We start from the raw sequence: 25,602 nt of genomic DNA, 5'->3' as shown, positions 1-25,602 counted from the left end.
CAATATGGTATTCATTGTTCTGGCGATTTTCTGGGCTTTGGTGATTTCTCTTTTTTTATCTAAAATTAAAAGAGGAAGAGGAGCCGAATGGGCAAAACTGTTCCGTATTGTTACCATCGTTTTTTCCGTTTCTATTTTTACCTATTGGTTTATAAAAAAAAGTGTGATAGGAATCGTGGAAGATTCTGTGGCGCTTCAGGTAATCAACAAGCTTCCCCAACCCTTGGATTTTTATGTAGTGACACTCAATGATGCCGAAGTGAGTAAGGTGATCGACACAAAACATATCGGAACAATCCGGCCGGAATATTATCGTATCGAATATCTTAAAATGGATAAGTCTGATGAATACTGGATCGTTGGATATCTTGGAAAGAAAAACCTGGTTTACTTTTCACAACATTCGCTTCCTAATAAAAATATTGACCAGATTATTGAAGTCCGTAATTATATCAATCAGAGTGTAAAGCTTTCGGATCTGGCAAAAAGACAGGTGGAAGACTATAATTATGAAAATATAAAAGTAGGAATCTGGATTACACTGGATTTTCTTCTTTTATTCCTCAATATAATGTTGTTAATCAGAAATAGAAAATAATAATTGGTTCCGGCTTGCGAAGCAAGCCGGAACCAATTTATGTTATAGGAATACAGATAATTAAGGATAATCTAAAATCATCATTATTCTTTCCTTAAATTCTTCCGGACAGTTTTTAATAATTTTATCTTTATTGTGTTTACTGATCTGTTTTGGCTCTACCCATTCTGTGACATCAGAGCTTAGGCTATTATTATCATAAACCCTTTTAATCTTGTCGTCTTCATAGAAGATGTATTGATCTCCCAGCCAGTTTGTTGAAATACTTATTTTACAAATTTCATTTTCCATATTGGTTTTTTTTTAATTGTCATCTTTTCTAATTTAACAATTATTCCAATAAGAAAAATGCTTTGAAAGTAATTTTTTTTGTAGGGAAAACCAGTGAATTATTTTTCTTAAAACTGTGAATATTGATGGAAATTATTACACTATACAGTGAGTAAAATTAAAATTTATCAATTCTTAAAAAAGTGTTCCCGTGCTTTCCGTTGCCATTTTAGGGATGTGAAACTCCGTTTTCCACTCTTCATTCATTTTTTTAATAAAATATGCGGAGAGAAGAGGTGACGCTTTTTCGATATTCTGGTGTACAAAAAAGTAAAGATTCTGCAGCCCTTCTTCTTTCCATTTGGCAAGGCGCTCCAGCCAGTCATCCAGCCGCTCGTAATCACTTTCGGCATTAGCTCCGACATAGCGGATAAATGCTGTAGGTGTTGTAAGTCGCATATGGAGCATATCTCTTCTGCCTGCAGTGTCTACGATGATATTGGTGATATTATGTTCTTCAAAAAGCGCACACGTCGTATCCAGGATTTCTTCATTGGTAAACCACTCTGTGTTTCTTAATTCAATCGCTAACGGAACTTCTTTTGGCCAGTCTTTGACAAATTTCTCCAGTCTGTCATAATCTTTAGGCTTAAAATTATCATGGAGCTGAAGAAATACCATTCCTAACTTTTCATCAAACTGCATTACGGAAGTGACAAATTGGGTAACAGGCTCTGTTACGTCAATTAATCTCCTGAAGTGAGAAACAGAATTTGTTATTTTAGGAAAGAATTTAAAATCTTCCGGTGTTTTCTCTTTCCACGTCTGCACCTGATCCGGAGTAGGCATACCATAGAAGGTCGCATTCAGCTCGACTGAATTAAACTGGGTAGCATAATAGGTCAGTTCGTCTTTCGTTCCCTTCGGGTAAAATCCTTTCAGGTCGGTTTTATTCCATTTGGCACATCCGATCGAAATATTCTTTAAACCTTTCTTATTCTGGCTTAAAATCTTTTTGGTTGCAGGATGATCTTTTGGTAATGTGAAATCTATTTTTGAGGGATCTTCTACTTGTCCGAATTTCATATCTGAATTTTTTAGTGATTAACTCTTCTAACAAATATAAAATAAAAAAGCACGCCGGGAAAGCGTGCTGAAGTGAATATGTAATGTTTATTATTTGAGAGTCTTATGCTTCACAAGCTGTACAGGTAACAAAATTTACCATCATTTCTTTAGAAACAGAAGAACTTCTTTGATAATAAAGAGTTTTTACACCTTTTTTCCAGGCTTCAATGTATAAATAATTAACATCTTTCACCGGCATGGTAGAAGGAATCTGAAGATTCAGGGACTGAGCCTGATCAATATATTGCTGTCTTTGCGCTGCCTGAGAAATAATCTCCATCGGAGAGATTTCCTTAAATGTTTTAAATACTGCTTTTTCTTCATCGGTTAGCTCCTTCAAATGCTGTACAGAACCATGATTCAACATAATCGTTCTCCATGTTTCCTCATTATCAAGGCCTTTTTCAGCCAATAATTTTGCCAGATATTTGTTCTTACGCATAAAGTTTCCTTTTGCAAGGCCTGCTTTAAAATAGTTGGAAGCAAAAGGCTCGATTCCCGGAGAAGTCTGTCCCAGAATTGCAGAACTTGAAGTGGTAGGAGCAATAGCCATGGTGGTGGTATTTCTCAGCCCGTATCCTTTAAGAAGTTCCGGTTCTCCGTAAATATTTGCAAGTTCTCTTGAAGCCAGCTCCGCCTGTTCCTTAATTCTTCGGAAAGCTCTGGCATTAAACTGTGTTGCTTCAAAACTTTCAAAAGGAATCATATTTTTCTGAAGGTAAGAATGATATCCTAAAACACCTAATCCTAACGCTCTGTGTCTCATGGCGAAATTTCTTGCTCCCTGAAGATAATAGTTGCCTTCTGTTTTATCAATAAACTCAGATAAAACAGCATCTAAGAAATAGATAGCCAGCTTTACCGCATCAGTGTCTTTCCACTCATCGTACAATTCAAGGTTCATGGAAGATAAACAGCAGATGAAAGATTCTTCCATGGTTGAAGGAAGCATGATTTCCGAACAAAGGTTACTGGCGTTTACTGTTAATCCTAAGTCTTTATAAACCTGAGGTTTATTTCTGTTCACGTTGTCGGTAAAGAAAATGTAAGGAAGTCCTTTTTGCTGACGGCTTTCCAATACTCTTGCCCAGACTTTACGTTTTTCCATATCACCGTCGATCATATCCTGCATCCAGTAATCCGGAACACAGATTCCTGTAAACAGGTTTTGGATAGGACTTCCGATATCTTTAATGGATAAGAATTCTTCAATATCCCCGTGATCGACGTCAAGATAAGCTGCAAAAGCACCTCTTCTTACGCCGCCTTGAGAAACAACGTCCATTGCCGTATCAAAAAGTTTCATAAAGGAAACGGCTCCTGAAGATTTTCCGTTATCTGTTACTGCAGTTCCTCTGTTACGAAGCTCCCCGAAATATCCTGAAGTTCCGCCCCCGATTTTGGTCTGCATGATGACTTCACCCATTTTGTGGGTAATTCCTTCAATGCTGTCCGGAATGTGAACGTTGAAGCACGAAATAGGAAGACCTCTCTGGGTTCCCATATTGGCCCAAACCGGAGAAGAAAAACTGATCCATCCTTTGGTGATCATCTCCTTGAATGCGGGTTGAAGTTCAGGTTTGTACAGTCTTTTGGCCGCTGCAGTAGTAATTCTGTCGATAGCTCCTTCTACTGTTTCCCCTTTCAGCAAATAGCCTCTGTTGAGCATTTGTTCCGACTCTTCATTGAGCCACCATATATTTGTTTTCTGTTCTTCCATAGTTGTTTATATTTTCGAAATTCCTGAACGGTTTTAAAGTTCAGGAATTTGTTGCTTTATTATGAATACGTTTTTAAAACTGTAAGTATGCTTCGACGGGCTCAGCATGAAACTGCTAATACTATCTGTTTCGACGCTCGCTTCGCTCGCTCCTTAATGATCAGACCAATTTAGAAAAGATCATTCGCCGTAATACTCTTATCGTGCTTTGTATAATCTACAGGTCTTTTCGCAAAGAAATCATCCATTGAATTGGCAAAAACTTCCTCTTCGAACCACACCATCGGACGGTATTGTTCAGGAGAGACGTTGTATCTTGTAGTCATGTTGATTTTCTTTAAACTGTCGTCAACACGGTATTTCATGAAGTTTAATAAATCTTCCTTTGAGAATACAGTCAGTTCTCCCAGTTCGAAGATCCAGTCGAGGATTTCTCCTTCCAGCTCAACAGATTGGTCAACCAAAGTATAAATATCTTCAATATCAGAATCAGTTAATAAATCAGGCTGTTCTTCACGGATTTTATTGATCAGGTAGATTCCTGCATTGGCGTGGATCTGCTCATCGACAGAAGTCCATGCAATAATGTTGGAAACATTTTTCATGTATCCTTTAAACCTTGTAAATGAAAGGATGATGGCAAACTGAGAGAAAAGCGAAACGTTTTCAATCAGAATGCTGAATAACAAAAGAGAAGAAACGTATTCTTTAGGCGTCGCAGAATTAGCATGCTTCAGAACATTTGATAAAAAGTCGATTCTCTTTTTTACGGCAGGAATTTCAACAACATTCATAAATTCGTCATTGTAGCCCAACACTTCCAACAGACGGGAATATGCTTCGGAATGACGGAATTCGCATTCTGCAAAAGTAGCTCCAAGACCGTTGAATTCAGGTTTCGGAAGATGGTTGTATAAATTTCCCCAGAATGTTTTTACGGATACTTCAATCTGTGCAATCGCCAAAAGGGCATTTTTTACAGCATGTTTCTCATTGGGTTCCAGCTGTGAATGAAAATCCTGAACATCAGCGGTAAAATCCACCTCCGAGTGCACCCAAAATGATTTGTTGATCGCTTCCACGAATTGAAGAACCTCAGGGTATTCAAATGGTTTGTAGCTTACTCTTTTATCAAAAATTCCCATATTTTAGAATGTCTTAAAAAATTAATTATTAGATTGATGTGGATAAAGTTCAAAAAATATTCAACAATTTGATTTGCCGGCACTTACGTTTAAAAATTATTAACTGACGAAGTGTTTATTTTTTGGTGATGTACAAGTACAAAGTTAGAAAACAAGAACTGTATTTAAAAGGGCGAAACACTAAATGATTGAGTTTTAACCGTAAAAGTTTTCCACATTTACATGAAAACCGCTTAGACACTGGCTTTCAAAGGCATGTCCCACAAAAATGTTTGTTATAAGTGAATTATTATTAAACAATTATCTGCAAGTAGCTATAAATAAAGGAGTAATATATTAAACAATAATTTAATTGAAGAATTTTTCTTTCTGCGTAACAAATTAAAATTTATATCTACTTATTGGATAAACATATCCCGCTTAAATGTTAGTAATTCAGGATTTACATAAGTCATACGATACCGGAAAAAGTAAGCTTCACGTTCTTAAAGGAATCAATCTTAACATTTCCGAAGGTGAATTTGTTTCCATCATGGGAAGCTCCGGGTCCGGGAAATCTACCCTGCTCAATATTATAGGGATCCTTGATGAGAAGGATTCCGGGATCTATGAGCTTGATGGTGTTCCGATTGAGCATCTTTCTGAAGTGAAGGCTGCAGAATACAGAAGTAAATTTTTAGGATTTATCTTCCAGTCATTCAACCTGATCGGGTATAAGACTGCTCTGGATAATGTTGCTCTTCCTTTATATTATCAGAATGTTCCGAGAAGAGAACGCGAGCGCAGAGCCATGGAGTATCTCGAAAAAGTAGGGCTTGCGCAGTGGGCAAACCATCTACCTAACGAACTTTCCGGAGGACAGAAACAAAGGGTTGCCATTGCAAGGGCGCTAATTACTGATCCAAAAGTAGTGCTTGCCGATGAGCCAACAGGAGCTTTGGATTCTAAAACCACGCACGACATCATGAAACTGCTTCAGGATATTAATAATGAAGGGAAAACCATCATTGTTGTAACGCACGAACCGGACGTGGCTGCCCAAACCAAGCGGAATGTCATTCTGAAAGACGGAATTATCGAAAGTGATGAGTTTATTAAGCAGCTGGTTTTATAGGCTGGAAGATAGAAGATGGAAGCTTGGGGATGAAAAATGAAATTTTAATAATTAAATAAATCAGCGGAAAGAGTGGAGACTTTCATCATCAGACTTCCCGCTTCAAATCTAAAGAAATATGTTCGACCTAGATCGCTGGCAGGAAATATTCAGTTCTATTCGCAGTAATGTATTGCGGACGGTACTTTCCGGCTTTACTGTGGCTTTGGGATTATTCATTTTCATTGTTCTGTTCGGAATAGGAACAGGATTGCAGAATGCATTTACACAAGGATTTGCCAGAGATGCCCAGAATCTTATTTCCATTGTAACCGGAAAAACAACCATTGCCTACAACGGCCTTCAGTCTGACAGGCAGGTTACCATGAATAATGACGACTACGATTTCCTTGTTAATATCGATAAAGAGAAAGTTGGAAGCTCAACACCGAGATATACCTCAAATTTACTCGTGAAATATGGTAAAGAGAGCGGAAACTATCAGATTAATGGTGCAAAACCTGAAGAGCAGGTTATTGAAAACCGAAAAATACTCGAAGGCAGATATCTTACGCCAACCGATTTGGAAAGAAAACAGAATGTAGCCGTGATCGGAAGAATGGTTCAGCGTGACCTCATTAAAAACGGAAGCCCTGTCGGAAAAGAATTAAATATCAATGGGACAATGTTTAAGGTGATTGGTGTATTTTCAGACGACGGCGGCGACTGGGACGAAAGGCATATCACCGTGCCGATCACCACTTTGCAGCAAATGAAAAAGGGTTCTGATACGGTGAGCATCAATTATATTGCTTATAATGATAAATTAACACCACAGGAAGCCATAAAATACGGTGACGAATTAAAGGAAAGACTGAAATCCAGAAAAAATGTGGCGCCGGATGATGAAAACGGAGTAAGAGTCTGGAACAACGCCCAGAATATGAACGATACTTTTGCATTCATGGCAGTACTAACCGGAATTGTCGGTTTTATCGGACTGGGAACGCTGGCAGCCGGAATTATCGGAATCAGTAATATCATGGTTTATATTGTAAAAGAAAGAACCAAAGAAATCGGCGTACGAAAAGCGATAGGTGCAAAGCCCAGAAGTATTGTTGCGCTTATTGTTCAGGAGAGTGTAGTAATTACGGTAATTTCCGGCTTGATAGGTGTTGGTCTCGGTGTGCTGGCCCTGTATTTAATAGGAAATAACCTGGAAGAATATTTCATTAAAGATCCGAGTGTGGGATGGGGGCATATTTTTGCTGCATTCGTCGCTCTTGTCTTATCCGGGTTGATTGCGGGATTTGTTCCTGCCTACAGGGCATCTAAAATAAAACCTATTGAAGCATTAAGAACGGAATAGACAAACGTGAATGATGAATTTCTGATTTAGCAAAAATTAAATTCATAGTAAATCACTTTTATTAAAAAACGGACAGTCAAAAATGAATATACTATTTAAAAAAGATACCTGGCAGGAGATTTATTATTCACTCAGAAATAATAAGCTTCGGACATTTCTTACCATGATTGGTGTAGGCTGGGGTATGTTTTTGTATGTAAGTCTGCTTGGTGCAGCCAAAGGAATGGAAAACGGTTTCGATAAGCTTTTTTCCGGATTTGCTACCAATTCAATTTTTCTTTGGGCGCAAAATACCTCAATTCCTTACGAGGGTTTCCCTAAAGGGAGGCAAATGCATCTTCACCTTTCCGATATCGATATGCTGAAAAGAAAAGTTGCCGAAATTGATTATATCTCACCGCAGAATTCACGAGGAAGCTTTACGGGAACTCCGGGAGAATCGATGTCAAGAAATGGCAAAAGCGGGACTTATGCATTAACGGGAGATTATCCGGTCGGTAATAAAATTTCAGAAAAAAAACTGATTTTCGGGAGGTATATCAACGATGCCGATGTTTCAGGAAATAAAAATGTAGCCGTAATCGGTGAAGAGATTTATAAAAACTTTTTCGACTCTAAAAAGAATGAAAACCCACTTGGAAAATCTATTAATATTAAAGGAATTTTCTTTAACGTCATCGGTGTATTCAGAATAAAGAAAAACGGAGGTTTTGAAAATGATCAGACCGTTTTTATTCCGCTTTCCACCTATACCAAAATGTATAATGCAGGAGATCAGATCGATATGTTTGCCATTGTTAGTAAACCCGATGCCAACGTGAATTCCGTAGAAGAACGCGTAAAGCTTGAATTAAAAGCTAAAAATAAAGTTTCTCCTGAAGATACGAATGCTTTCGGAAGCTTTAACCTCGGGAAAGAATTTAAAAAACTGACAGGTTTTCTTACGGGAATGCAGCTTCTCACCATTATTGTGGGAACATTAACGATTTTGGCAGGTGTAATTGCCATTTCCAATATCCTTTTAATTACCGTAAAAGAAAGAACCAAGGAAATAGGAATCCGAAGAGCTTTAGGCGCTAAGCCTTCTGAAGTAAGAAACCAGATTCTTCTGGAAAGTGTGGTAATTACGCTGTCTTCGGGACTTCTGGGCTTTATGTTCGGGATTTTCGTTTTGATGCTTTTGGACACCTTAACTCAGGGACAGGATTCATTTCCGTTTTATAATCCTACGGTAAATTACGGGAATGTTTTTGCAGCGATGGGCGTTATGGTGGTTTTGGGGCTTATCATCGGGATGATTCCGGCGCAGAGAGCTGTAAAGATACGGCCTATTGAAGCATTAAGAACAGAATAGGACTTTTAACCATTTAATATTAAAATAAAATAAACTATACATATGAAAAAGAAATTCACCTGGAAAAAAGCCACCTACATTATTCTCGGGCTTTTATTTGCAGTGGCACTCTTCTCAGGAATCAGATATTTTGTAAAATCCAATTCCAAAGAGAGCGAAGCTTTCCTTACCCGTAAGCCTACTGTCCAGAATATGGAAGACAAGGTAATGGCGACAGGAAAAATTATTCCAAAGGAAGAAATTGAAATCAAACCAAATATAGCAGGGATTATTGATAAAATTTTGGTGGACGAAGGCGATAAAGTGGAAGCCGGACAGCTGATTGCGACCGTAAGAATTGTTCCGAATATTGCAGAGGTAAACAATGCCCAGCAAAATGTGAATAACCAGCAGCTTCAGATCAACAATGCCAGAATGAATGTTGAAAATATGCGCAAACAGTTTGAAATGCAGGAAAGGCTGTACAAACAGGGCGTTGCTTCCAAACAGGAATTTCTGAATGCTCAGCAGCAGCTGTATACAACACAACAGGCACTGAAAAACGCCCAGCAGCAGCTCGTAACGGCACAGAAAGCGTTGCTGATTGCAAAAACAGGCGCAACTCCGGAGCTTCAGGGACTTGCTACAACGCAGATTCGTTCAAAAGCGGCAGGAACAGTTCTTGAAGTACCCGTAAAAGTAGGAAGCCAGGTGATTGAGGCCAACTCTTTCAACGCCGGAACTACCATTTGCTCCATCGCTGATCTTAATTCATTGATCTTCCAAGGTGAAATTGATGAAGCACAGGCAGGAAAACTAAAACAGGGAATGGATATGAACATCGTCATCGGCGCCCTTCAGAATAAAACTTTTCCGGGAAGACTTACTATGATTGCTCCAAAAGGGAAAGACAATAACGGAACCATTAAATTCCCTGTTGAGGGTGATGTATTCAACCCGAATAACGAATACATCAGAGCAGGATTTTCTGCTAACGGTGAAATCGTTCTTACATCCAAGAAAAATGCATTGTTACTTGATGAATCTTTGATCCAATACGAAAAGAAAAACGGTAAAGATGTTCCTTTCGTTGAGGTGAAACAAAAAGACGGTAAGTTCAAAAAAGCATATGTGAAACTGGGAGCAAGCGACGGAATTAATGTGGAAATCCTATCAGGAATTGATAAAAATGCAGATGTGAAAGTCTGGAACCCTTCTGATAAAGACAAGGAAGAATTAAAAGAAAAATCAAAAAAATAGTAAACTAACACTATACATTTAGATGTAATCCTGAGGAAATTATTTTCTCAGGATTTTTTTGAGATAAACACGACCTGTCGGTATATTTGTGTAATGATGTAATAAATATGGGTTCGAAAATGTCTTAATTTCATCAATAAAACCATGAAAAAAAGCGGAATTATACTGATCGTATTTGTAATACTTAAATTTATCCTTCAATATTCATTAATCAATCCGGAGTATGAACTCCACCGGGACGAATATCTGCATCTGGATCAGGGAAATCACCTGGCCTGGGGATTTTTATCGGTTCCTCCTGTGAGCTCGTGGCAGGCTTTTATAATTAATGTTTTAGGAAATTCTGTATTCTGGGTTAAGTTTTTTCCGGCTCTTTTCGGTGCATTAACGATCGTTGCCGTCTGGAAAACGGTGGAAGAACTGAAAGGCAGTCTCTATGCCTGTATTTTAGCCGCTTCGGGAGTTTTGCTTTCGGTGCTGTTGAGGCTTAATATGCTTTTTCAGCCGAATTCGCTCGAGGTACTGCTGTGGACTCTGTTTTATTTTTGTGTCATTAAATATATAAATTCTGACAGGATGAAATGGCTGTACGCAGGAGCAGTATTCCTCGGCATCGGTTTTTTAAACAAATACAACATTGTATTTTCGCTGTTGGGCATTCTTCCGGCCATTTTATTGAGTGTCCATAGAAAAATATTCCTGCAAAAACAGTTTTACCTTGCGGCATTGCTGGCATTAATGATCGTTTTACCCAATATCGTGTGGCAGTTTCAAAATGATTTCCCGGTCATTCATCATATGAAAGAACTTTCCGATAGGCAGCTTGTCAATGTCAGCCGTTTGGATTTTATAAAGTCTCAATTCCTGTTCTTTTTAGGATCGATCTTAGTGATTATAGCTGGATTTTATGCTTTGCTGTTTTACAGGCCTTTTGAAAAGTTCAGGTTTTTCCTCTGGTCTTATATTTTTACGATTGCCTTATTTTTATTGCTGAAAGCCAAAGACTATTATGCCATCGGTGTATATCCCGCTTATATTGCGTTCGGAGCTGTTTTTCTTGCAGATCGTTTTGAAAGATTAAAACAAGGTGCTGTTTTAAGAATAGCCTTTGTATTGATTGTTATTGTCGCCTTTATTCCCTTATACCGTGTGGCTTTTCCCAATAAAAGTCCCGAGTATATCGTGTCTCATCCGGAACCATATAAAAAGTTAGGACTGCTTCGGTGGGAAGATGGCAAAGATCATTCGCTTCCGCAGGATTTTGCAGATATGCTGGGCTGGAAAGAACTTGCCAAAAAAACAGATCGTGAATATGAAAACCTTTCAAAAACCGGGAAAACACTGGTACTTTGTGATAATTACGGCCAGGCAGGAGCAATTAATTTTTATTCTGAAAAAGGAATAAAAGCGGTTTCTTTTAATGCCGATTATATCAACTGGTTTGACTTGAGCGAGCCATATCACAATTTAATCCGGATAAAAGAATTTTCGGATAATGAACTCGAAAAAACGAGCCCGTTCTTTAAAACCGGAAAAATTTCAGATTCTATTACGAATCCGTTCGCAAGAGAAAAAGGTACTTTAATTTTTAGCTTTCAGGGTGCCAAAATTGATATCAATAAAAGGATTCAGAATGAAGTAGATGCAGTCAAAGCTCATTACTAATAACTTATTTCAATTACCATTAATGATTTTGCTTAAATAATTATTAATGCAATTAAGTTGCGTTAATAATTATTTTTTATCTTTGTTAAATAATGAACGGTTCATTACTTGTATGTATAAACAGCAAATAATTATTTATGGAAAACAACTTTGATGTCATCATAATAGGAGGAAGTTATGCGGGATTGTCTGCAGCGATGTCTCTTGGAAGATCTTTAAGAAAGGTACTGGTTATCGACGGCGGGAAACCCTGCAACAGACAGACTCCCTATTCACACAACTTTATCACCCAGGATGGTAAAACGCCAAAAGAAATCGCAGAAATCGCAAAAGAACAGGTTCTGAAATATGAAACAGTAACCTTTTTCGACGGTCTGGTCACAAAAATTTCCCGAAATTCAAGCGGTTTTGAAGTTGAAACGGATAACAGCGAAAAATTTTCAGCAAAAAAAATAATTCTGGCTTCCGGAGTAAAAGACCAGATACCGGATATCAAAGGATTTGCAGAGTGCTGGGGAATTTCAGTGATCCATTGTCCGTATTGTCACGGTTATGAAGTGAAAGGTAAAACAACAGGACTTCTATCCAATGGTGATCTGGCCTTTGAATTTTCCAAACTGGTTTTTAACCTTACAAAAGATCTTACCTTATTTACCAATGGAGAATCTACATTAAGTGAGGAACAGACAGAGAAATTCAATCAAAATAAAATTGAGATCACTGAATCTGAAATAAAAGAAATCGTTCATGAAAATGGACATATTCAGAAAGTAATATTTAAAGACGGACGTGAAAAAGAACTGGAAGCTTTATATGTGAAAATACCTTTTGAGCAGAATGTTAATCCTGAAGATCTGCAGCTTGAGCTCACCGAGCATGGTTTTATCAAAATAGATCATTTTCACAAAACCAGCGCAGATGGTGTATTTGCGTGCGGAGATAATACAACTCTGATGAGATCTGTTGCCAATGCAGTCGCACAGGGAAATTTCACAGGAGCGATTGTCAACAAAGAACTGTCGGAAGAAAGCTTTTGAGTTTTTGTATAATAAATATTCCTCTCAATATTTGTGAGGAATATTTTTTACAAGTGGTATAAAAATTAAACGTGAACTTTAAAATGCAATAGAAATCTTATTAAATAACAATTATTCAGGATGTACTGATAATGATAAGGCCAAAAATCATATTTGCAGATACTGAAATCTCGGCAGAAATTTCGTACTTTTGGGGTGAAAAATTTCAAAAACTAAAAGTAAAATGGATATTATTTTCGACCTGATTGAAAAAGAAAGACAAAGACAAACTCATGGAATTGAAATGATTGCATCAGAGAACTTTGTTTCTGATAATGTAATGAAAGCCATGGGAAGCGTGCTTACCAACAAATATGCTGAAGGATATCCCGGAAAAAGATATTACGGAGGATGTGAAGTAGTAGATGAGGTCGAAACATTGGCGATTGAGAGAGCAAAACAGCTTTTCGGGGTCGATTATGTAAACGTTCAGCCACATTCAGGCTCTCAGGCGAATGCCGCCATTTATCTTGCAATTTTGAAACCGGGCGACAAAATTATGGGTATGGATCTTTCTATGGGAGGACACCTTACGCATGGTTCTTCGGTTAATTTTTCAGGAATTCAGTATGATGTCGTTTCTTACGGTGTACAGCAGGAAACGGGTCTCATCGACTATGATCAGATGAGAGAGGTGGCTTTAAGAGAAAAGCCGAAAATGCTTATCGCAGGTTTCTCTGCTTATTCAAGAGATTTGGATTATGCAAAATTCAGAGAAGTGGCAGATGAGATCGGAGCTACTCTCTGGGCAGATATTGCACATCCGGCCGGTTTGGTGGCAAAAGGATTGTTGAATTCACCGTTTGAGCATTGCCATGTGGTGACTACAACGACCCATAAAACATTAAGAGGTCCGAGAGGGGGGATGATTATGATGGGAAAAGATTTCGAAAATACATACGGCCACAAAACTCCGAAAGGCGAAACTAAAATGATGAGCCAGGTTCTGGACGGTGCCGTTTTCCCTGGTATCCAGGGAGGTCCGCTGGAGCATGTGATTGCTGGAAAAGCGGTTGCTTTCGGGGAAGCTTTGGATACGCAGTTTGAAACATATGCAAAACAGGTTAAATCTAATGCGCAGGCTCTTGCAAAAGCAATGGTTGACAGAGGTTTTGATATCGTAAGCGGAGGAACGGATAACCACCTGATGCTCGTAGACCTCAGAAACAAAGGTGTAAACGGTAAAGAAACTGAAAAAGCACTTGTTCTTGCTGATATTACGTGCAACAAAAACATGGTTCCTTTTGACGATAAATCACCATTTACCACTTCCGGAATCAGATTGGGAACCGCAGCTATCACAACAAGAGGTTTAAAAGAAAATGATATGGATACAATTGCAGAACTAATTTCTGAAGTGGTAGACAATATTAAAAACGAAGAAGTACTTACATCGGTAAGAAAAAAAGTAAATGAATTAATGGAAGGCAAAGCTTTATTTAACTATTAATTAATATCAAACTTAACGATAAAGAATGGGCATCTGCTCATTCTTTTTTATGCAGTATGGAAAAGAAGTCGTTCACCTTCGAAGAGATAAAACAGAAACTGGTAAACTATTGTGTATACCAGGACCGCTGTCATTATGAGGTTGAACAAAAAATGAAAGAATTTCTCCTGATTGATGAAGCAAAAGAAGAAATTATGCTTTATCTTCTTCAGGAAAATTATTTAAATGAAGAAAGGTTTACCCGCAGCTACATCAGAGGAAAGTTCTACATTAAACACTGGGGGAAGACAAAAATTAAAATTCATCTTAAGCAGAAGCAGGTGCCGGAAAAATTAATCAATGCATGCTTTAATGAAATTGATGAGAATGATTATAGCAAAACCATCAGTAAGATTTATCAGGATTATTATTCAAAACAAAAAGGGCTTAAAGAATACCAGCGCAAATCCAAAACAATAAAATATTTAATGAGCCGCGGATTTGAATATGAGAAAATAAATGATATTTTTGAATAAAATAAACACGATAATAAGATTTATAATAAAAACTAATGACTAATAATTTAAATTAAAAAAAATGTATTGATTCGCAGTACATTTCAAGAATTGGTGAAACGATTACATAAAGTTGATGGATGTGGTATGTTTTTTGCCCCAGTTGTTTCTTCAATTACGAAATATCCCATTACTTGGAGATTTTCGGATACAATATTATTTCTGAATTAAATTTAATTTTTAAATACTGACAATAGATGAAATTTTATTTTAAATTTGCATCAATACTTTCGAATATGAAGGTTCGGTTATACTTTTTTACACACATGAATATTATTAAAGACAATGTACAACTCTTTTAGAAAGAAAATGTTCGGAGGGGATAATGTTGTCAATCTCTCGGATGTAAGATATCTGCCAAGGTGGATAATTCTAGTAATCGATATTATCATACTGGTGATATCACTGTTTTTATCTACCTATATCATAGAAAAAATTACGCAGTCTGAATTTATCTATCATAAGGATAAGATTGTGGTATTTGCAGGGATTATATTTTCGAATGTCATTTTTATGTACATTTTTAAAACGTATGCAGGCATCATCAGACATTCTACCTTTATAGATCTCTTCAAACTGCTGATCTCGTGTTTCTGTACGCTGTTTCTGGTAGGAGCAGCAAATATTGTCTGTGGATGGGTTACCAATAAAGGTTTTATTCTTAATCCGTTCCTGATACTGTACTTCATTATTTCCTTTATGGGGCTTTTTCTGTTCAGGCTTTATGTGAAAGAGTTTTTCCATATTGTGAGAGAGTACAGAAGAAGCACTCTGAAAAAGAGAATTCTTGTATTGGGGATCGATGAGCAGTCTATAGCTATTGCACGTGCTATTCTGGACAACCCAAGTCTTCCGTACCACGTTGTAGGATTTCTTACCCAACGTACGGATTCCAGGAGAGCTTACCTGTTGGGCAAACCTATTTTATCTAAAGAAAAGATAGAAGAAAATCCCAAAGAGGAACTCCTTATCGACGGTGTTATCATTATAAAAGAAATGATGTCTAAAGATGAGATGAATTCCTGGGTGAACTTATTTCTTGAAAAAGACCTGAACATATTCAAAGCGCCTTCGGTACAGAAACTCCGGGATAGTGATTTTGCAGGCTCTATCCGTAATCTTCAGATTGAGGATCTCCTGAACAGAAAACCCATCAAGATTGAAAATGAAGAGATCAAAAAAAGACATTTCAACAAAAATATACTGGTAACCGGGGGGGCAGGATCAATAGGAAGCGAAATTGTAAGGCAGGTGGCACAGTTCAATCCTTCACTCATCGTTGTACTGGATCAGGCTGAAACACCATTGTATGATATTGAGCTGGAAATGAAAGAAAAATTTCCTCATATCAGATTCAAGTTCGTATTGGCTGATGTTTCGAATAAACATAGAATAGAACCATTGTTTCAGACCTATAATTTTTCCATGGTGTATCACGCAGCGGCATATAAGCATGTTCCTCTGGTCGAAGAGAATCCTCATGAAGGAATTCTGGTCAACGTACTGGGATCAAAAATTATCGCAACACTGTCCAGCAAATATCATGTGAACAGATTTGTGATGATTTCTACGGATAAAGCGGTGAACCCAACCAATGTAATGGGGGCATCAAAAAGGGCGGCAGAGCTGTTTGTGCAGTCATTGCAGAATGTAGAAGGCAACACGACCAAATTTATTACGACACGATTCGGAAATGTGTTGGGCTCAAACGGGTCAGTAATTCCCCATTTTAAAAGACAGATTGAGGCTGGAGGGCCTGTAACCATTACCCATCCGGATATTGTAAGATATTTCATGACGATTCCCGAAGCCTGCGAACTGGTTTTACAGGCAGGAACCATGGGCCAGGGAGGAGAGATATTTGTTTTTGACATGGGAGAGCCTGTGAAAATATTGGATCTCGCCAGAAGAATGATTAAACTGTCAGGATTCGAACCGAATATTGATATTAAAATTATTTATACAGGATTAAGACCGGGCGAGAAACTCTATGAGGAACTGCTGAGCGACGATGCGAAAACATTACCAACCCACAACGAAAAAATTATGATTTCCAAAGACCCTACTATGGAATTTCTGGAAATCGAAACACTAGTAAATTCTATTACCAAAGCTTCTTTAAGAAGGGATAAAGTGGAAGTTGTAAAACTTCTTAAGATTATTGTTCCCGAATTCAGGAGTAATAATTCAATATATGAAGTATTGGATAAATAGAATAATTTAAATGTATATATTTGTACAATTTTAAAAAAACGATGAAAGGTAAAATATTGGTAATACTATCAGCATTTGTAATAGTTTCCTGTAAAACTAATCCCAATGCTAAAAATGATCTTAATTATTTGCAGAATATTGAAAAAGTCGCAATTGAATCTTCTGCCAAAAACTCTGCTAATACTATTCAGAAAGGAGATCAGCTTGTTATTCTTATTACAGCAAAGGATATGGATGTTGTAAAGCCGTTCAATCAAAACTACTCTTCATCAGAACTTGTACAAACTAATTCGTTAGCGGGCGGAAATACACCCAATCAGGGTATAACTACCATCTCAGGACCTACTTACATCGTAGACACAAACAATAATATTGATTTCCCGATTTTAGGCATTATCAATACAGAAGGAAAATCATTAGTGGAACTGAAGGAAGAGTTGAGGGAAAAAATGAAGAAATATGTGATTAACCCAACTATAAATATAAGATTAGCTAATTTTAAAGTAACCGTTTTAGGGGAAGTAAACAGACAGGGAGACTATACCATCTCAAACGGTCAGGGTACCATTCTTAATGCCTTAGGTATGGCAGGAGACCTTACAATGTACGGAAAAAGAGAGGATGTACTGGTGATAAGAACAGAGAATGGTCAGGTAATTCATGGGAAAGTAAATTTACAGGACGCTGATCTTATCAATTCGCCTTATTATTATTTGAAACAGGGGGATGCCATTATTGTACCTGCTAATAATACAAAAGATCTTCAGGCAAAACAGAATCCTAATACAGGACTTTATTTAACGGCAGCATCAATTGCTATTACAGCTGTAGCAGTAGTAGTAAGCCTTATTAAAAAATAGTTACAATATTGTGATCTGCCGAATCGGTAAATTAAACCATCAGCAAAAATAACCTTAAAATTTAAAGATTAAAATAAAATAGTTTTCAATAACCATCATGTTAAATAGAGGAGCGTCTATGCAAACACCTGATTATAGCAAAACTATTGTAATACAATATTATTTTAAATGAGTAATTCAGCAAAAGACGAATCTGTTAAAGAAATAAATCTAAGTGAGTTTATTAAACCGTATCTTAAAAATTGGGTGTGGTTTGTAATTATTCCTATTATTTCTTTGTCTCTTACCTACATATATTTAAAATTTCTTACTCCCATTTACAATGTTAAATCTTCTGTTCTTATCAAAGATGCAAAAAACACACCATCTGTAGGAGGAGATTTCTCTGTTTTACAGGATTTATCAGGATTCGGAGGTATGGGTACAAATAGTATTCAGAATGAAGTTGAAATTTTCAGATCTAAAAAACTGATTCAGGATGTTGTAACAACTCTTCATCTCCAGACATCGGTTTTTGCAAAACAAGGAGTAGTTACTAAAGAACTATATGCCGATACCTCGCCGTTTGAGATTAAAGTGGTTAACGAAAAACCGTTTACAAAACAGCCTCAAAAACCTGTGCATGTAAAGTTGTCACAAAATACAATTACATTAAGCTCAGAGGAGCTACCTAAAGATATTGTTACTTCATATGGAAAAACAGTGAATCTTCCTTATGCCAATATTATCATCATAAAAAATAAGGATTTTAATGCCTTAAAAGCAGGCAGTCTTGAAGATTTCAGCTTTACTTATTCTACCAATGAAGGGGTCGCCAACAGCTTGGAGAAAATATTGAATGTAAGTTTAGTGAACAAAGATGCAACTGTTATAGGTCTGTCCATGAATTATGAAAACACAGATAAGGCCAAAGATATTCTCAATCATCTTGTAAAGATTTATAACAATGAAGCTATTAAAGATAAAAATTCAGAATCTGAGATAACACGCGATTTTATTGACGAAAGAATAAATATTATTGCCAATGACCTGGGAGAAGTAGAAAACAGAAAAGAACGTTTTAAAAGTTCTAATCATATAACGGATCTTACCACAGAGGCAAAAATAGGGTTGGAAAGCTCAGCAGAAGCGCGTGCAAAACAAATCGAGGTAGATTCTCAGCTCGATCTTACCAATGCATTATTAGGGTTTATGTCTAAACAGGGTAACGGCCAGGTGCTCCCTACAAACGTGGGGCTGCAGAATACAGATGCTACCAATACCATTGCTGCTTATAATCAGCTTGTTATAGAACGTAACCGATTGCTTGAAAATGCTACGCCTCAAAACCCTTTGGTGATTGATCTTAATAACCAAATCTCCGCAATGCGTTCTTCAGTGATTGAAAGTTTGAATAAAAGCAGAAGTGGGTTACAGTTTGCGAAAAATCAATATCTGGCAGAGCAGAATAATGTATCTTCAAGAATAATGAAGATCCCAAGCCAGGAGAGGTTATTCAGAGATATTGAAAGACAACAGCAAATTAAAGAAAGCCTTTATTTGTTATTGCTTCAGAAAAGAGAAGAAACTGCAATTTCCTTAGCGGTAACTGCGGATAAGGCAAGAATTGTTGATTATGCATATGCATCTCCAAATCCGGTAGCTCCTAAAAAAACAATGTATTTACTGGTTGCTCTAGTTTGCGGATTTCTTGTACCTTTTGTCATTATTTATCTTAAAGAATTATTCAATAATAAGATTAAAACAAAACATGATCTTGAAAATCTGGCAACAGACAGACCAATTATCGGCGAAATTCCAAGGCTTGTAAAAGGACAGCCAGAACTTATACAGATGAACGATCTGTCTTCAATGGCAGAAGCATTCAGAATATTAATAACAAATATGAATTATATGCTGCCTAAAAAGCAGGCAAAAGTAGTATTTGTAACTTCCACGATTAAAGGAGAAGGAAAAACCTTTGTTTCTGTTAATCTGGCGCTGACGATGGCAACGCCCAATAAAAAAGTAATTATTATAGGATCAGATATCAGGAATCCTCAGCTGCAAAGATATAATCCTGCACGAAAAGGCCTTATTGGTCTTACCGAATTTCTGTATGATAAAAATATACAATTACAGGATATCGTCCATGTATCTACCTTCAATCGTAACTTGGACGTTATTTATTCAGGAGGGATCCCGCCAAATCCTACGGAATTGCTCACCAGTGGACGTTACGAAATTCTGCTTGAACAATTGAAGACTTCATATGATTACATAATTCTGGATACAGCTCCGTTAATGCTTGTAACAGATACTTTCCTGTTTGCTGAAATGGCCGATGCAACATTATATGTCACACGTTCTCAGTATACAGAGAAAACACTTATTGATTTTGCCAATAGTAATATTGAAAGCGGAAAACTTAAAAATGTAGGTTTTGTGCTTAATGATGTCGACAGAGATTTCTTTGGATATGGCAATAAATACGGTTATGGATACGGAGTCGAAGAAAAAACATGGTTCGACAAATTAAAAGATACATTTAGGTTATAACAGCAACATTAAGAACATCATTTTAATTCATGACATAAATCTGAAGCCGTCGAAATACTCTTCTCATAACCAAATTAGGACACATTGAAGAATAAAATTAAAAGTATAATAGTTTTACCACATATCCAGAGATTAATTAAAAGTGCTTCCTGGTCTTTAATAGGAACAATATCAGGAAAATTGCTTATGTTGGTTGCTTTTATAATTGTGGCCAGGATTATTGGTAAAGAAGAGTATGGTAAAATAGGTGTTTTGCGCTCCACGATCACAATGTTTATGGTATTTTCAAGTGCTGGAATGGGGCTTACTGCAGCAAGGTATGTTGCCTATTTCAGAAATAGTAACCGCGAAAAGGCATATCAGATTCATAGAGCTTCCAATCAGGTCGCCTTGATTTTTGGATTACTTATTTCAGGGATTGTGTTCATTTTCAATCAGCAAATCTCCCAGTCATCTTTTGGAACCAATGATTTATCATTTTCTCTTAAATTAATGATTCTTGCTTTATTTTTTAGTACGGTTGCCAGTGCGCAAAGCGGAACACTCACAGGTTTTGAAGATTTTAAAAAATTAGGAATTAATAATTTGGTGTATGGTATTGTACAGTTTTTTCTACTGGTAATAGGTGCATATTATTGGAAATCTGATGGAGTTATAATTGCGTTGGGGATTTCTGCGTTTTGCTTTGTCGTGCTTAATCAGATTTCTATAAATAAAAATTTTGGATCTACATTCAGAAATACTAAATTTTTTACTCCGGAAATACGATCTATTTTCACGAAATTTTCTCTTCCTGCAATGTTGTCAACTATTGTTGCGCTGCCTGTTATATGGCTCGGTAAAGCATTATTGGTGCGTACCAACGGTTTCGGAGAAATGGCCGTTTTTGATGTCTCTGAACAATGGTATATGATGGTATTGTTTATTCCCGGTTCCATAGGTGCGATAATATTACCGATGTTGTCAAACACTTTATCAGAAGGCTCTGAAAAACAATATAATAAACTGCTGAAACTTAATCTTCTTGTGAATTGTGTAATAGTAACAGCTATTGCAGGGGTTATTATACTTTTGGCTCCATTCATATTGAAGTTGTACGGACATACGTTTACCAGTTATCTGCCTTTGAGAATTCTTGTAGCAGCTGCTATCCTGCAGACTGTTAATAACGTGCTAGGTCAGGTGATCGCCAGTAAAGCGAAAATGTGGTTGGGTTTTGGAGTGAATTTGTTATGGGGAATAAGTTTTCTTACAATAAGTTATATTTTTGTAGGATACATGCATTTAGGGGCTTTGGGGCTGAGTTATGCATTTTTGCTGAGCTATCTCTTACATTCAATTTTACAAGGGTTTATCACCTTTAAAATTATAATTTAATATGAAAAAAGTTCTTATAGTATTTGGTACCCGTCCGGAAGCAATAAAAATGGCACCGTTGGTAATTAAATTCCGACAGCATCCCGATATTTTTGAAACTTCAGTCTGTGTTACTGCCCAGCACAGAGAGATGCTTGATCAGGTTTTAAGATTATTTGAAATAATACCCAATTTTGATCTTAATATTATGAGGGAAGGACAGGATCTATATGATGTAACTTCAGCGGTTCTGGTTCAGATGAAGGATGTTTTGCGAAGTCTTAATCCTGATATTGTTTTGGTACACGGAGATACTACGACTTCGATGGCTGTAGCGATGGCAGCATTTTATCAAAAAATACCCGTTGCTCATATTGAAGCAGGGTTGAGAACTTATGATATTTACAGCCCATGGCCCGAAGAGATCAACAGACAGCTTACGGGACGGATTGCTGCTTATCATTGTGCGCCTACCCAGCGAAGCAGGCAGAATCTGCTTAAAGAGAATGTACCCGATGAAAATATTGTTGTAACCGGAAATACAGTAATAGATGCTCTGCAATGGGTGACTGAAAAGATAGAAAATAACCAACAATTATCAGCGGAGATCACAAATACATTATCGGAATTCGGCTATAATTATTTGCGTCTTGAAAATAATAAAAAATTAGTTTTAATTACAGGACACCGACGTGAGAATTTTGGAGACGGTTTTATTAATATATGCAAAGCTCTGAAGGATCTTGCTGTTTCATATCCATCAGTGGATTTTGTTTATCCAATGCATTTGAATCCAAATGTTCGAAAACCGATTAACGATATTTTTGGCGATGAAAAACCCGATAACATTTTTTTTATTGAACCTTTAGATTATCTTCCCTTTATTTTTTTAATGAAAAAGAGTTATCTGGTGCTAACCGATAGCGGAGGAATACAGGAAGAAGCACCAGGCCTCGGAAAACCTGTTCTCGTAATGAGGGACAATACAGAAAGGCCGGAAGCTTTGGAAGCGGGAACAGTCAGATTAGTGGGAACACAATATCATAAAATAGTAGATGGTGTATCATTACTATTAGACGACAGAGAACATTACAATGCAATGTCTAAGGCGAATAATCCGTATGGGGACGGTACTTCCAGTGAGAAAATATTGGATTTCTTATCAAAAAATTAAAAGATTAACAATGACGTTTGCGGGTTTCATTGCAATATTATTTTTATTGGCACTAGTCATAAATAAAGGATATCGGTCAATTATTGATCCTTTGTTATATATAATTATCATATTCCTATTTTTTTTCGGAATAAAAAAAGAGGTGGAACTTAGCGAAAAATCAGAGCTGCTGTTATTGCTGTCATTTCTCATTTTTATTTCCACGGCTTATTTAAGCAGTAGGATGAGGCATAAAAGAGTAATTAATTTTATAAATAATAAAAATGCGGCATTTCATAAGTTTGATATAAAACCTTTGAAGACAAAGCAGCAGATGTATCTTTTTTTAGTTATTTTGTTGTACGTTATTTTAGATTTTTCTTTTAATACATGGCTTTACGGTTCTTTTGACAAAGCGGTGACAAGATTTTACTATAGAGTTCCTGAAAAAGAAGATGTGCCAACATTTCTTACCATTCTTCTTTTCTCTTTATATTCCCTTTCTTCTCTTATTATATTTGTTTTAAGCTACAACAGTGCAAGGTTTAAGACAACTTCATTGTATCTTAACCTAAGCTTTTTCGCTTTAGCTTTAGCAGCCTTCCCCCGTGGAACGAGAGGAGCCATTATATCTTTGTTGATTATTATTGTTCTCGCCAATATAATTGTTAAAATCAAAGAAAATAAATTGAATATTAAAACTCTCCTTCTTAATATTAAACTTCTTTTTCCTGCAATTATTGTCCTCTTATCATTCTTAGCTTTGTCGTCTATTCGTAATAAAGAGACAGATAATCTTGAGATGCTACAGAAAACAATTTCTGAAATGGATTTTTCACAATCCCAGAAAGAATACAGCTCTGTAGAAGGAGATTTGTTATTAACCGACCATAACACCTGTATAGAAACTTTTGGAACAAAAGTTAATTTCTTGCCGCTCGACTACACATTGAAAGCAGTACTCTTTAATCCTATTCCTCGAAGCCTATGGCAATCCAAACCTGTTGGTTTTGGTGTTGTAGTGACAGAGGTTAAGTTTGGCGGACAGAATTTTGATTACGAACACCTTGCAGAATATAAATGGTCTAATGCAGCCGGTATTGCAGGCGAAGGATGGGCCAATGAAGGAATTTTAGGGTTGATATTATATTCTTTTCTTATGGGTATGTACGCAGGATTACTTACAAAAGTAGTTTATACTTTTCTGTTGTCTGATAATTATGTGTCCCTGCTGATAGCCTTACTGTGCTTTCTTGCTTCCCTTCTTACCGTAAGAGGAGATATTCTTTCCGGAATTACGCAAGGTTTTTATCCCATACTTTTTTTCATTGTCTTATTAATGATAATCCAGCCTTTCGTAGAATATAAATATAAAATAAGGTGATGGTTCAGATTATAACAATAAAACTAAAAGATATGAATAACGATACAATAAGGTATGAAAAAAATTCTTGTAATCCATAAAAATACGATAGAGCTTGAGCCACCTACACAGATGGCGATTCAGCATATGAACGATTTGGGCCTCTCGGTAAGACTGATTACATTGGGAGTTAATGATTATTGGAAAAAAGAACTAGAGAAAAGAGGTATCGAATATAACGATTTAGGATTGGCTTCTTTTGCAAGTCTTAAGAAAAGATCAGTTACAGAAAAGCTGAAAGCATGGTTCAAATATAGAAAAGAAGTTCTGAAAGAGCTGGCTTTACCCGAAAACAGCGACAGCATTATCTGGTTTGTAAATGCAGACAGTCTCGCACCGTTGCTTTTTAGTAAAATTCACAACAAAATAAGTTACATTATGCATATTCTTGAGATGTATGATCACTCATCATTTTATAGATATGTATTAAAAAAATACATAAAAAATGCTCAAAGGCTTATTGTTTGTGAGGACAGCAGAGCAGCGATTTTCAATGTATGGTTCAGGCCCGAAAAATATCCTGTCGTATTGCCTAATAAACCTTATAAATTACCGGAAAAGAATAAATCGGAAGATTTTTTAGAACAGCACCACCCTGAACTTTATCAATCGTTAAAGCGCGCAGGGAAGATTATACTCTATCAGGGAGGAATATCTGAGGATAGGGATCTGTCGCCGGTACTCGAAGCAGCTAATGGATTGACAGATTTCACTCCGGTCTTAATGGGTAAAGACTTTGGAATGTTAGGCCGTTACAAAAAGATATGCCCAAAACTTATACATATCCCGTTTATTCCTTCACCACAACATTTATATGTAACATCTATGGCCAGAATAGGAATTCTGATGTATGATCCCATATCACTGAATCAAATATTTTGTGCACCCAATAAAATTTTTGAATATTCGGGATATGGTGTCCCAATGATAGGGAATAATATTCCGGGACTCTATACTCCTTTTCAAAAATTCAATTGTGGTAAAGTTTTTAACCCGGAACAAAATACCTTAGAAATAGCGCAGATTCTCTTATCTATCGATGAAAATTTTGATTCTTATTCAAAAAACTCATACAGCTTATTCAATACTGTAGATAATAAATCAATTATAAAATCGGTGTTCGGTGAAATCTGATCTGAATAGAGTAAGCTTATACTTCTCACCAGCGAATGCATATTATTGAAAACTGGGAGATTTAATGTAATTATGAACAATATTATTTTTTTTTCTTCATAATGAATCAATATATTTGAAAAATAAAATGTTGAAACTTAAATTTATCAATAAAAATCGCTTTTAACCAAGAAAATGCATATTCAGACAGCTTTTCAAAAATATATTTTTTAAAAATGCAGTAATGAAAAAAAAAGTAAAACAACTAACTCTATAAGGTCTTT

20 protein-coding genes are annotated in these 25,602 nt (G+C 36.5%); 16 read left to right on the top strand and 4 right to left on the bottom strand.

Annotated features, from left to right (window positions below; translation table 11 throughout):
• The first annotated feature begins 4 nt into the window (after nt 1-4).
• Nucleotides 5-598 carry a hypothetical protein gene (locus ACYT6F_RS01450; protein WP_472599562.1) on the top strand — a complete coding sequence of 198 codons (594 nt, stop codon included), beginning with the start codon at nt 5-7 and terminating at the stop codon, nt 596-598.
• A 60-nt stretch (nt 599-658) separates the two neighbouring features.
• Here ACYT6F_RS01450 and ACYT6F_RS01445 read toward each other — a convergent pair whose 3' ends face one another.
• The 4 genes from ACYT6F_RS01445 to ACYT6F_RS01430 all read right to left on the bottom strand — a co-directional run bounded on the left by ACYT6F_RS01445 (nt 659) and on the right by ACYT6F_RS01430 (nt 4,861).
• The gene (locus tag ACYT6F_RS01445; protein WP_472599561.1) at nt 659-889 is read right to left on the bottom strand and encodes a hypothetical protein; all 231 of its coding nucleotides are present in this window, start codon (nt 887-889) and stop codon (nt 659-661) included.
• A gap of 174 nt (nt 890-1,063) precedes the next feature.
• On the bottom strand, nt 1,064-1,954 hold the full coding sequence (locus tag ACYT6F_RS01440) for a DUF72 domain-containing protein (RefSeq protein ID WP_472599560.1): 891 nt from the start codon (nt 1,952-1,954) through the stop codon (nt 1,064-1,066).
• A gap of 103 nt (nt 1,955-2,057) precedes the next feature.
• Nucleotides 2,058-3,716, bottom strand: a complete 1,659-nt coding sequence (locus ACYT6F_RS01435) for a ribonucleoside-diphosphate reductase subunit alpha (RefSeq protein ID WP_472599559.1) — start codon at nt 3,714-3,716, stop codon at nt 2,058-2,060.
• 170 nt (nt 3,717-3,886) lie between these two features.
• On the bottom strand, nt 3,887-4,861 hold the full coding sequence (locus ACYT6F_RS01430) for a ribonucleotide-diphosphate reductase subunit beta (protein ID WP_169229407.1): 975 nt from the start codon (nt 4,859-4,861) through the stop codon (nt 3,887-3,889).
• A gap of 424 nt (nt 4,862-5,285) precedes the next feature.
• Between ACYT6F_RS01430 and ACYT6F_RS01425 the strand changes: the two genes are divergently transcribed.
• The 15 genes from ACYT6F_RS01425 (at nt 5,286) to ACYT6F_RS01355 (ending at nt 25,339) form a co-directional block, all read left to right on the top strand.
• Complete coding sequence (locus tag ACYT6F_RS01425) at nt 5,286-5,975, top strand: ABC transporter ATP-binding protein (protein ID WP_472599558.1); 690 nt, start codon at nt 5,286-5,288, stop codon at nt 5,973-5,975.
• 118 nt (nt 5,976-6,093) lie between these two features.
• On the top strand, nt 6,094-7,323 hold the full coding sequence (locus ACYT6F_RS01420) for an ABC transporter permease (protein ID WP_472599557.1): 1,230 nt from the start codon (nt 6,094-6,096) through the stop codon (nt 7,321-7,323).
• Nucleotides 7,324-7,405: 82 nt separating this feature from the next.
• Nucleotides 7,406-8,677 carry an ABC transporter permease gene (locus ACYT6F_RS01415; protein WP_472599556.1) on the top strand — a complete coding sequence of 424 codons (1,272 nt, stop codon included), beginning with the start codon at nt 7,406-7,408 and terminating at the stop codon, nt 8,675-8,677.
• A 42-nt stretch (nt 8,678-8,719) separates the two neighbouring features.
• A complete protein-coding gene (locus ACYT6F_RS01410) occupies nt 8,720-9,916 on the top strand; it encodes an efflux RND transporter periplasmic adaptor subunit (protein ID WP_472599555.1) in 1,197 nt (398 codons plus the stop codon).
• Nucleotides 9,917-10,060: 144 nt separating this feature from the next.
• Nucleotides 10,061-11,581 carry a glycosyltransferase family 39 protein gene (locus ACYT6F_RS01405; protein WP_472599554.1) on the top strand — a complete coding sequence of 507 codons (1,521 nt, stop codon included), beginning with the start codon at nt 10,061-10,063 and terminating at the stop codon, nt 11,579-11,581.
• A gap of 137 nt (nt 11,582-11,718) precedes the next feature.
• Nucleotides 11,719-12,618 carry an NAD(P)/FAD-dependent oxidoreductase gene (locus tag ACYT6F_RS01400; RefSeq protein ID WP_472599553.1) on the top strand — a complete coding sequence of 300 codons (900 nt, stop codon included), beginning with the start codon at nt 11,719-11,721 and terminating at the stop codon, nt 12,616-12,618.
• A 223-nt stretch (nt 12,619-12,841) separates the two neighbouring features.
• Nucleotides 12,842-14,107: a serine hydroxymethyltransferase gene (glyA, locus tag ACYT6F_RS01395; protein ID WP_472599552.1), complete on the top strand. Its 1,266-nt coding sequence runs from the start codon at nt 12,842-12,844 to the stop codon at nt 14,105-14,107.
• A 56-nt stretch (nt 14,108-14,163) separates the two neighbouring features.
• Nucleotides 14,164-14,622: a regulatory protein RecX gene (locus tag ACYT6F_RS01390; RefSeq protein WP_472599551.1), complete on the top strand. Its 459-nt coding sequence runs from the start codon at nt 14,164-14,166 to the stop codon at nt 14,620-14,622.
• Between the two features lie 324 nt (nt 14,623-14,946).
• Nucleotides 14,947-16,875: a polysaccharide biosynthesis protein gene (locus ACYT6F_RS01385; protein ID WP_472599550.1), complete on the top strand. Its 1,929-nt coding sequence runs from the start codon at nt 14,947-14,949 to the stop codon at nt 16,873-16,875.
• 41 nt (nt 16,876-16,916) lie between these two features.
• The gene (locus ACYT6F_RS01380; protein WP_472599549.1) at nt 16,917-17,735 is read left to right on the top strand and encodes a polysaccharide biosynthesis/export family protein; all 819 of its coding nucleotides are present in this window, start codon (nt 16,917-16,919) and stop codon (nt 17,733-17,735) included.
• 168 nt (nt 17,736-17,903) lie between these two features.
• Nucleotides 17,904-20,273 carry a GumC family protein gene (locus ACYT6F_RS01375; RefSeq protein WP_472599548.1) on the top strand — a complete coding sequence of 790 codons (2,370 nt, stop codon included), beginning with the start codon at nt 17,904-17,906 and terminating at the stop codon, nt 20,271-20,273.
• Between the two features lie 84 nt (nt 20,274-20,357).
• Nucleotides 20,358-21,650 carry an oligosaccharide flippase family protein gene (locus ACYT6F_RS01370; RefSeq protein ID WP_472599547.1) on the top strand — a complete coding sequence of 431 codons (1,293 nt, stop codon included), beginning with the start codon at nt 20,358-20,360 and terminating at the stop codon, nt 21,648-21,650.
• A 1-nt stretch (nt 21,651) separates the two neighbouring features.
• Nucleotides 21,652-22,803, top strand: coding sequence for a non-hydrolyzing UDP-N-acetylglucosamine 2-epimerase (gene wecB, locus ACYT6F_RS01365; protein ID WP_472599546.1), 1,152 nt, complete (start codon nt 21,652-21,654; stop codon nt 22,801-22,803).
• Nucleotides 22,804-23,098: 295 nt separating this feature from the next.
• A complete protein-coding gene (locus ACYT6F_RS01360; RefSeq protein ID WP_472599545.1) occupies nt 23,099-24,166 on the top strand; it encodes a hypothetical protein in 1,068 nt (355 codons plus the stop codon).
• A gap of 54 nt (nt 24,167-24,220) precedes the next feature.
• Nucleotides 24,221-25,339 (top strand): glycosyltransferase family protein, encoded by a 1,119-nt coding sequence (locus ACYT6F_RS01355; RefSeq protein WP_472599544.1) that lies wholly within the window; start codon nt 24,221-24,223, stop codon nt 25,337-25,339.
• Nucleotides 25,340-25,602 lie beyond the last annotated feature (263 nt).

The sequence above is a fragment of the Chryseobacterium sp. NG-CE01 genome, assembly GCF_055695505.1.
The sequence above is the reverse complement of the archived record's forward strand: the minus strand, read 5'-3'. Positions and strand labels throughout refer to the sequence as shown.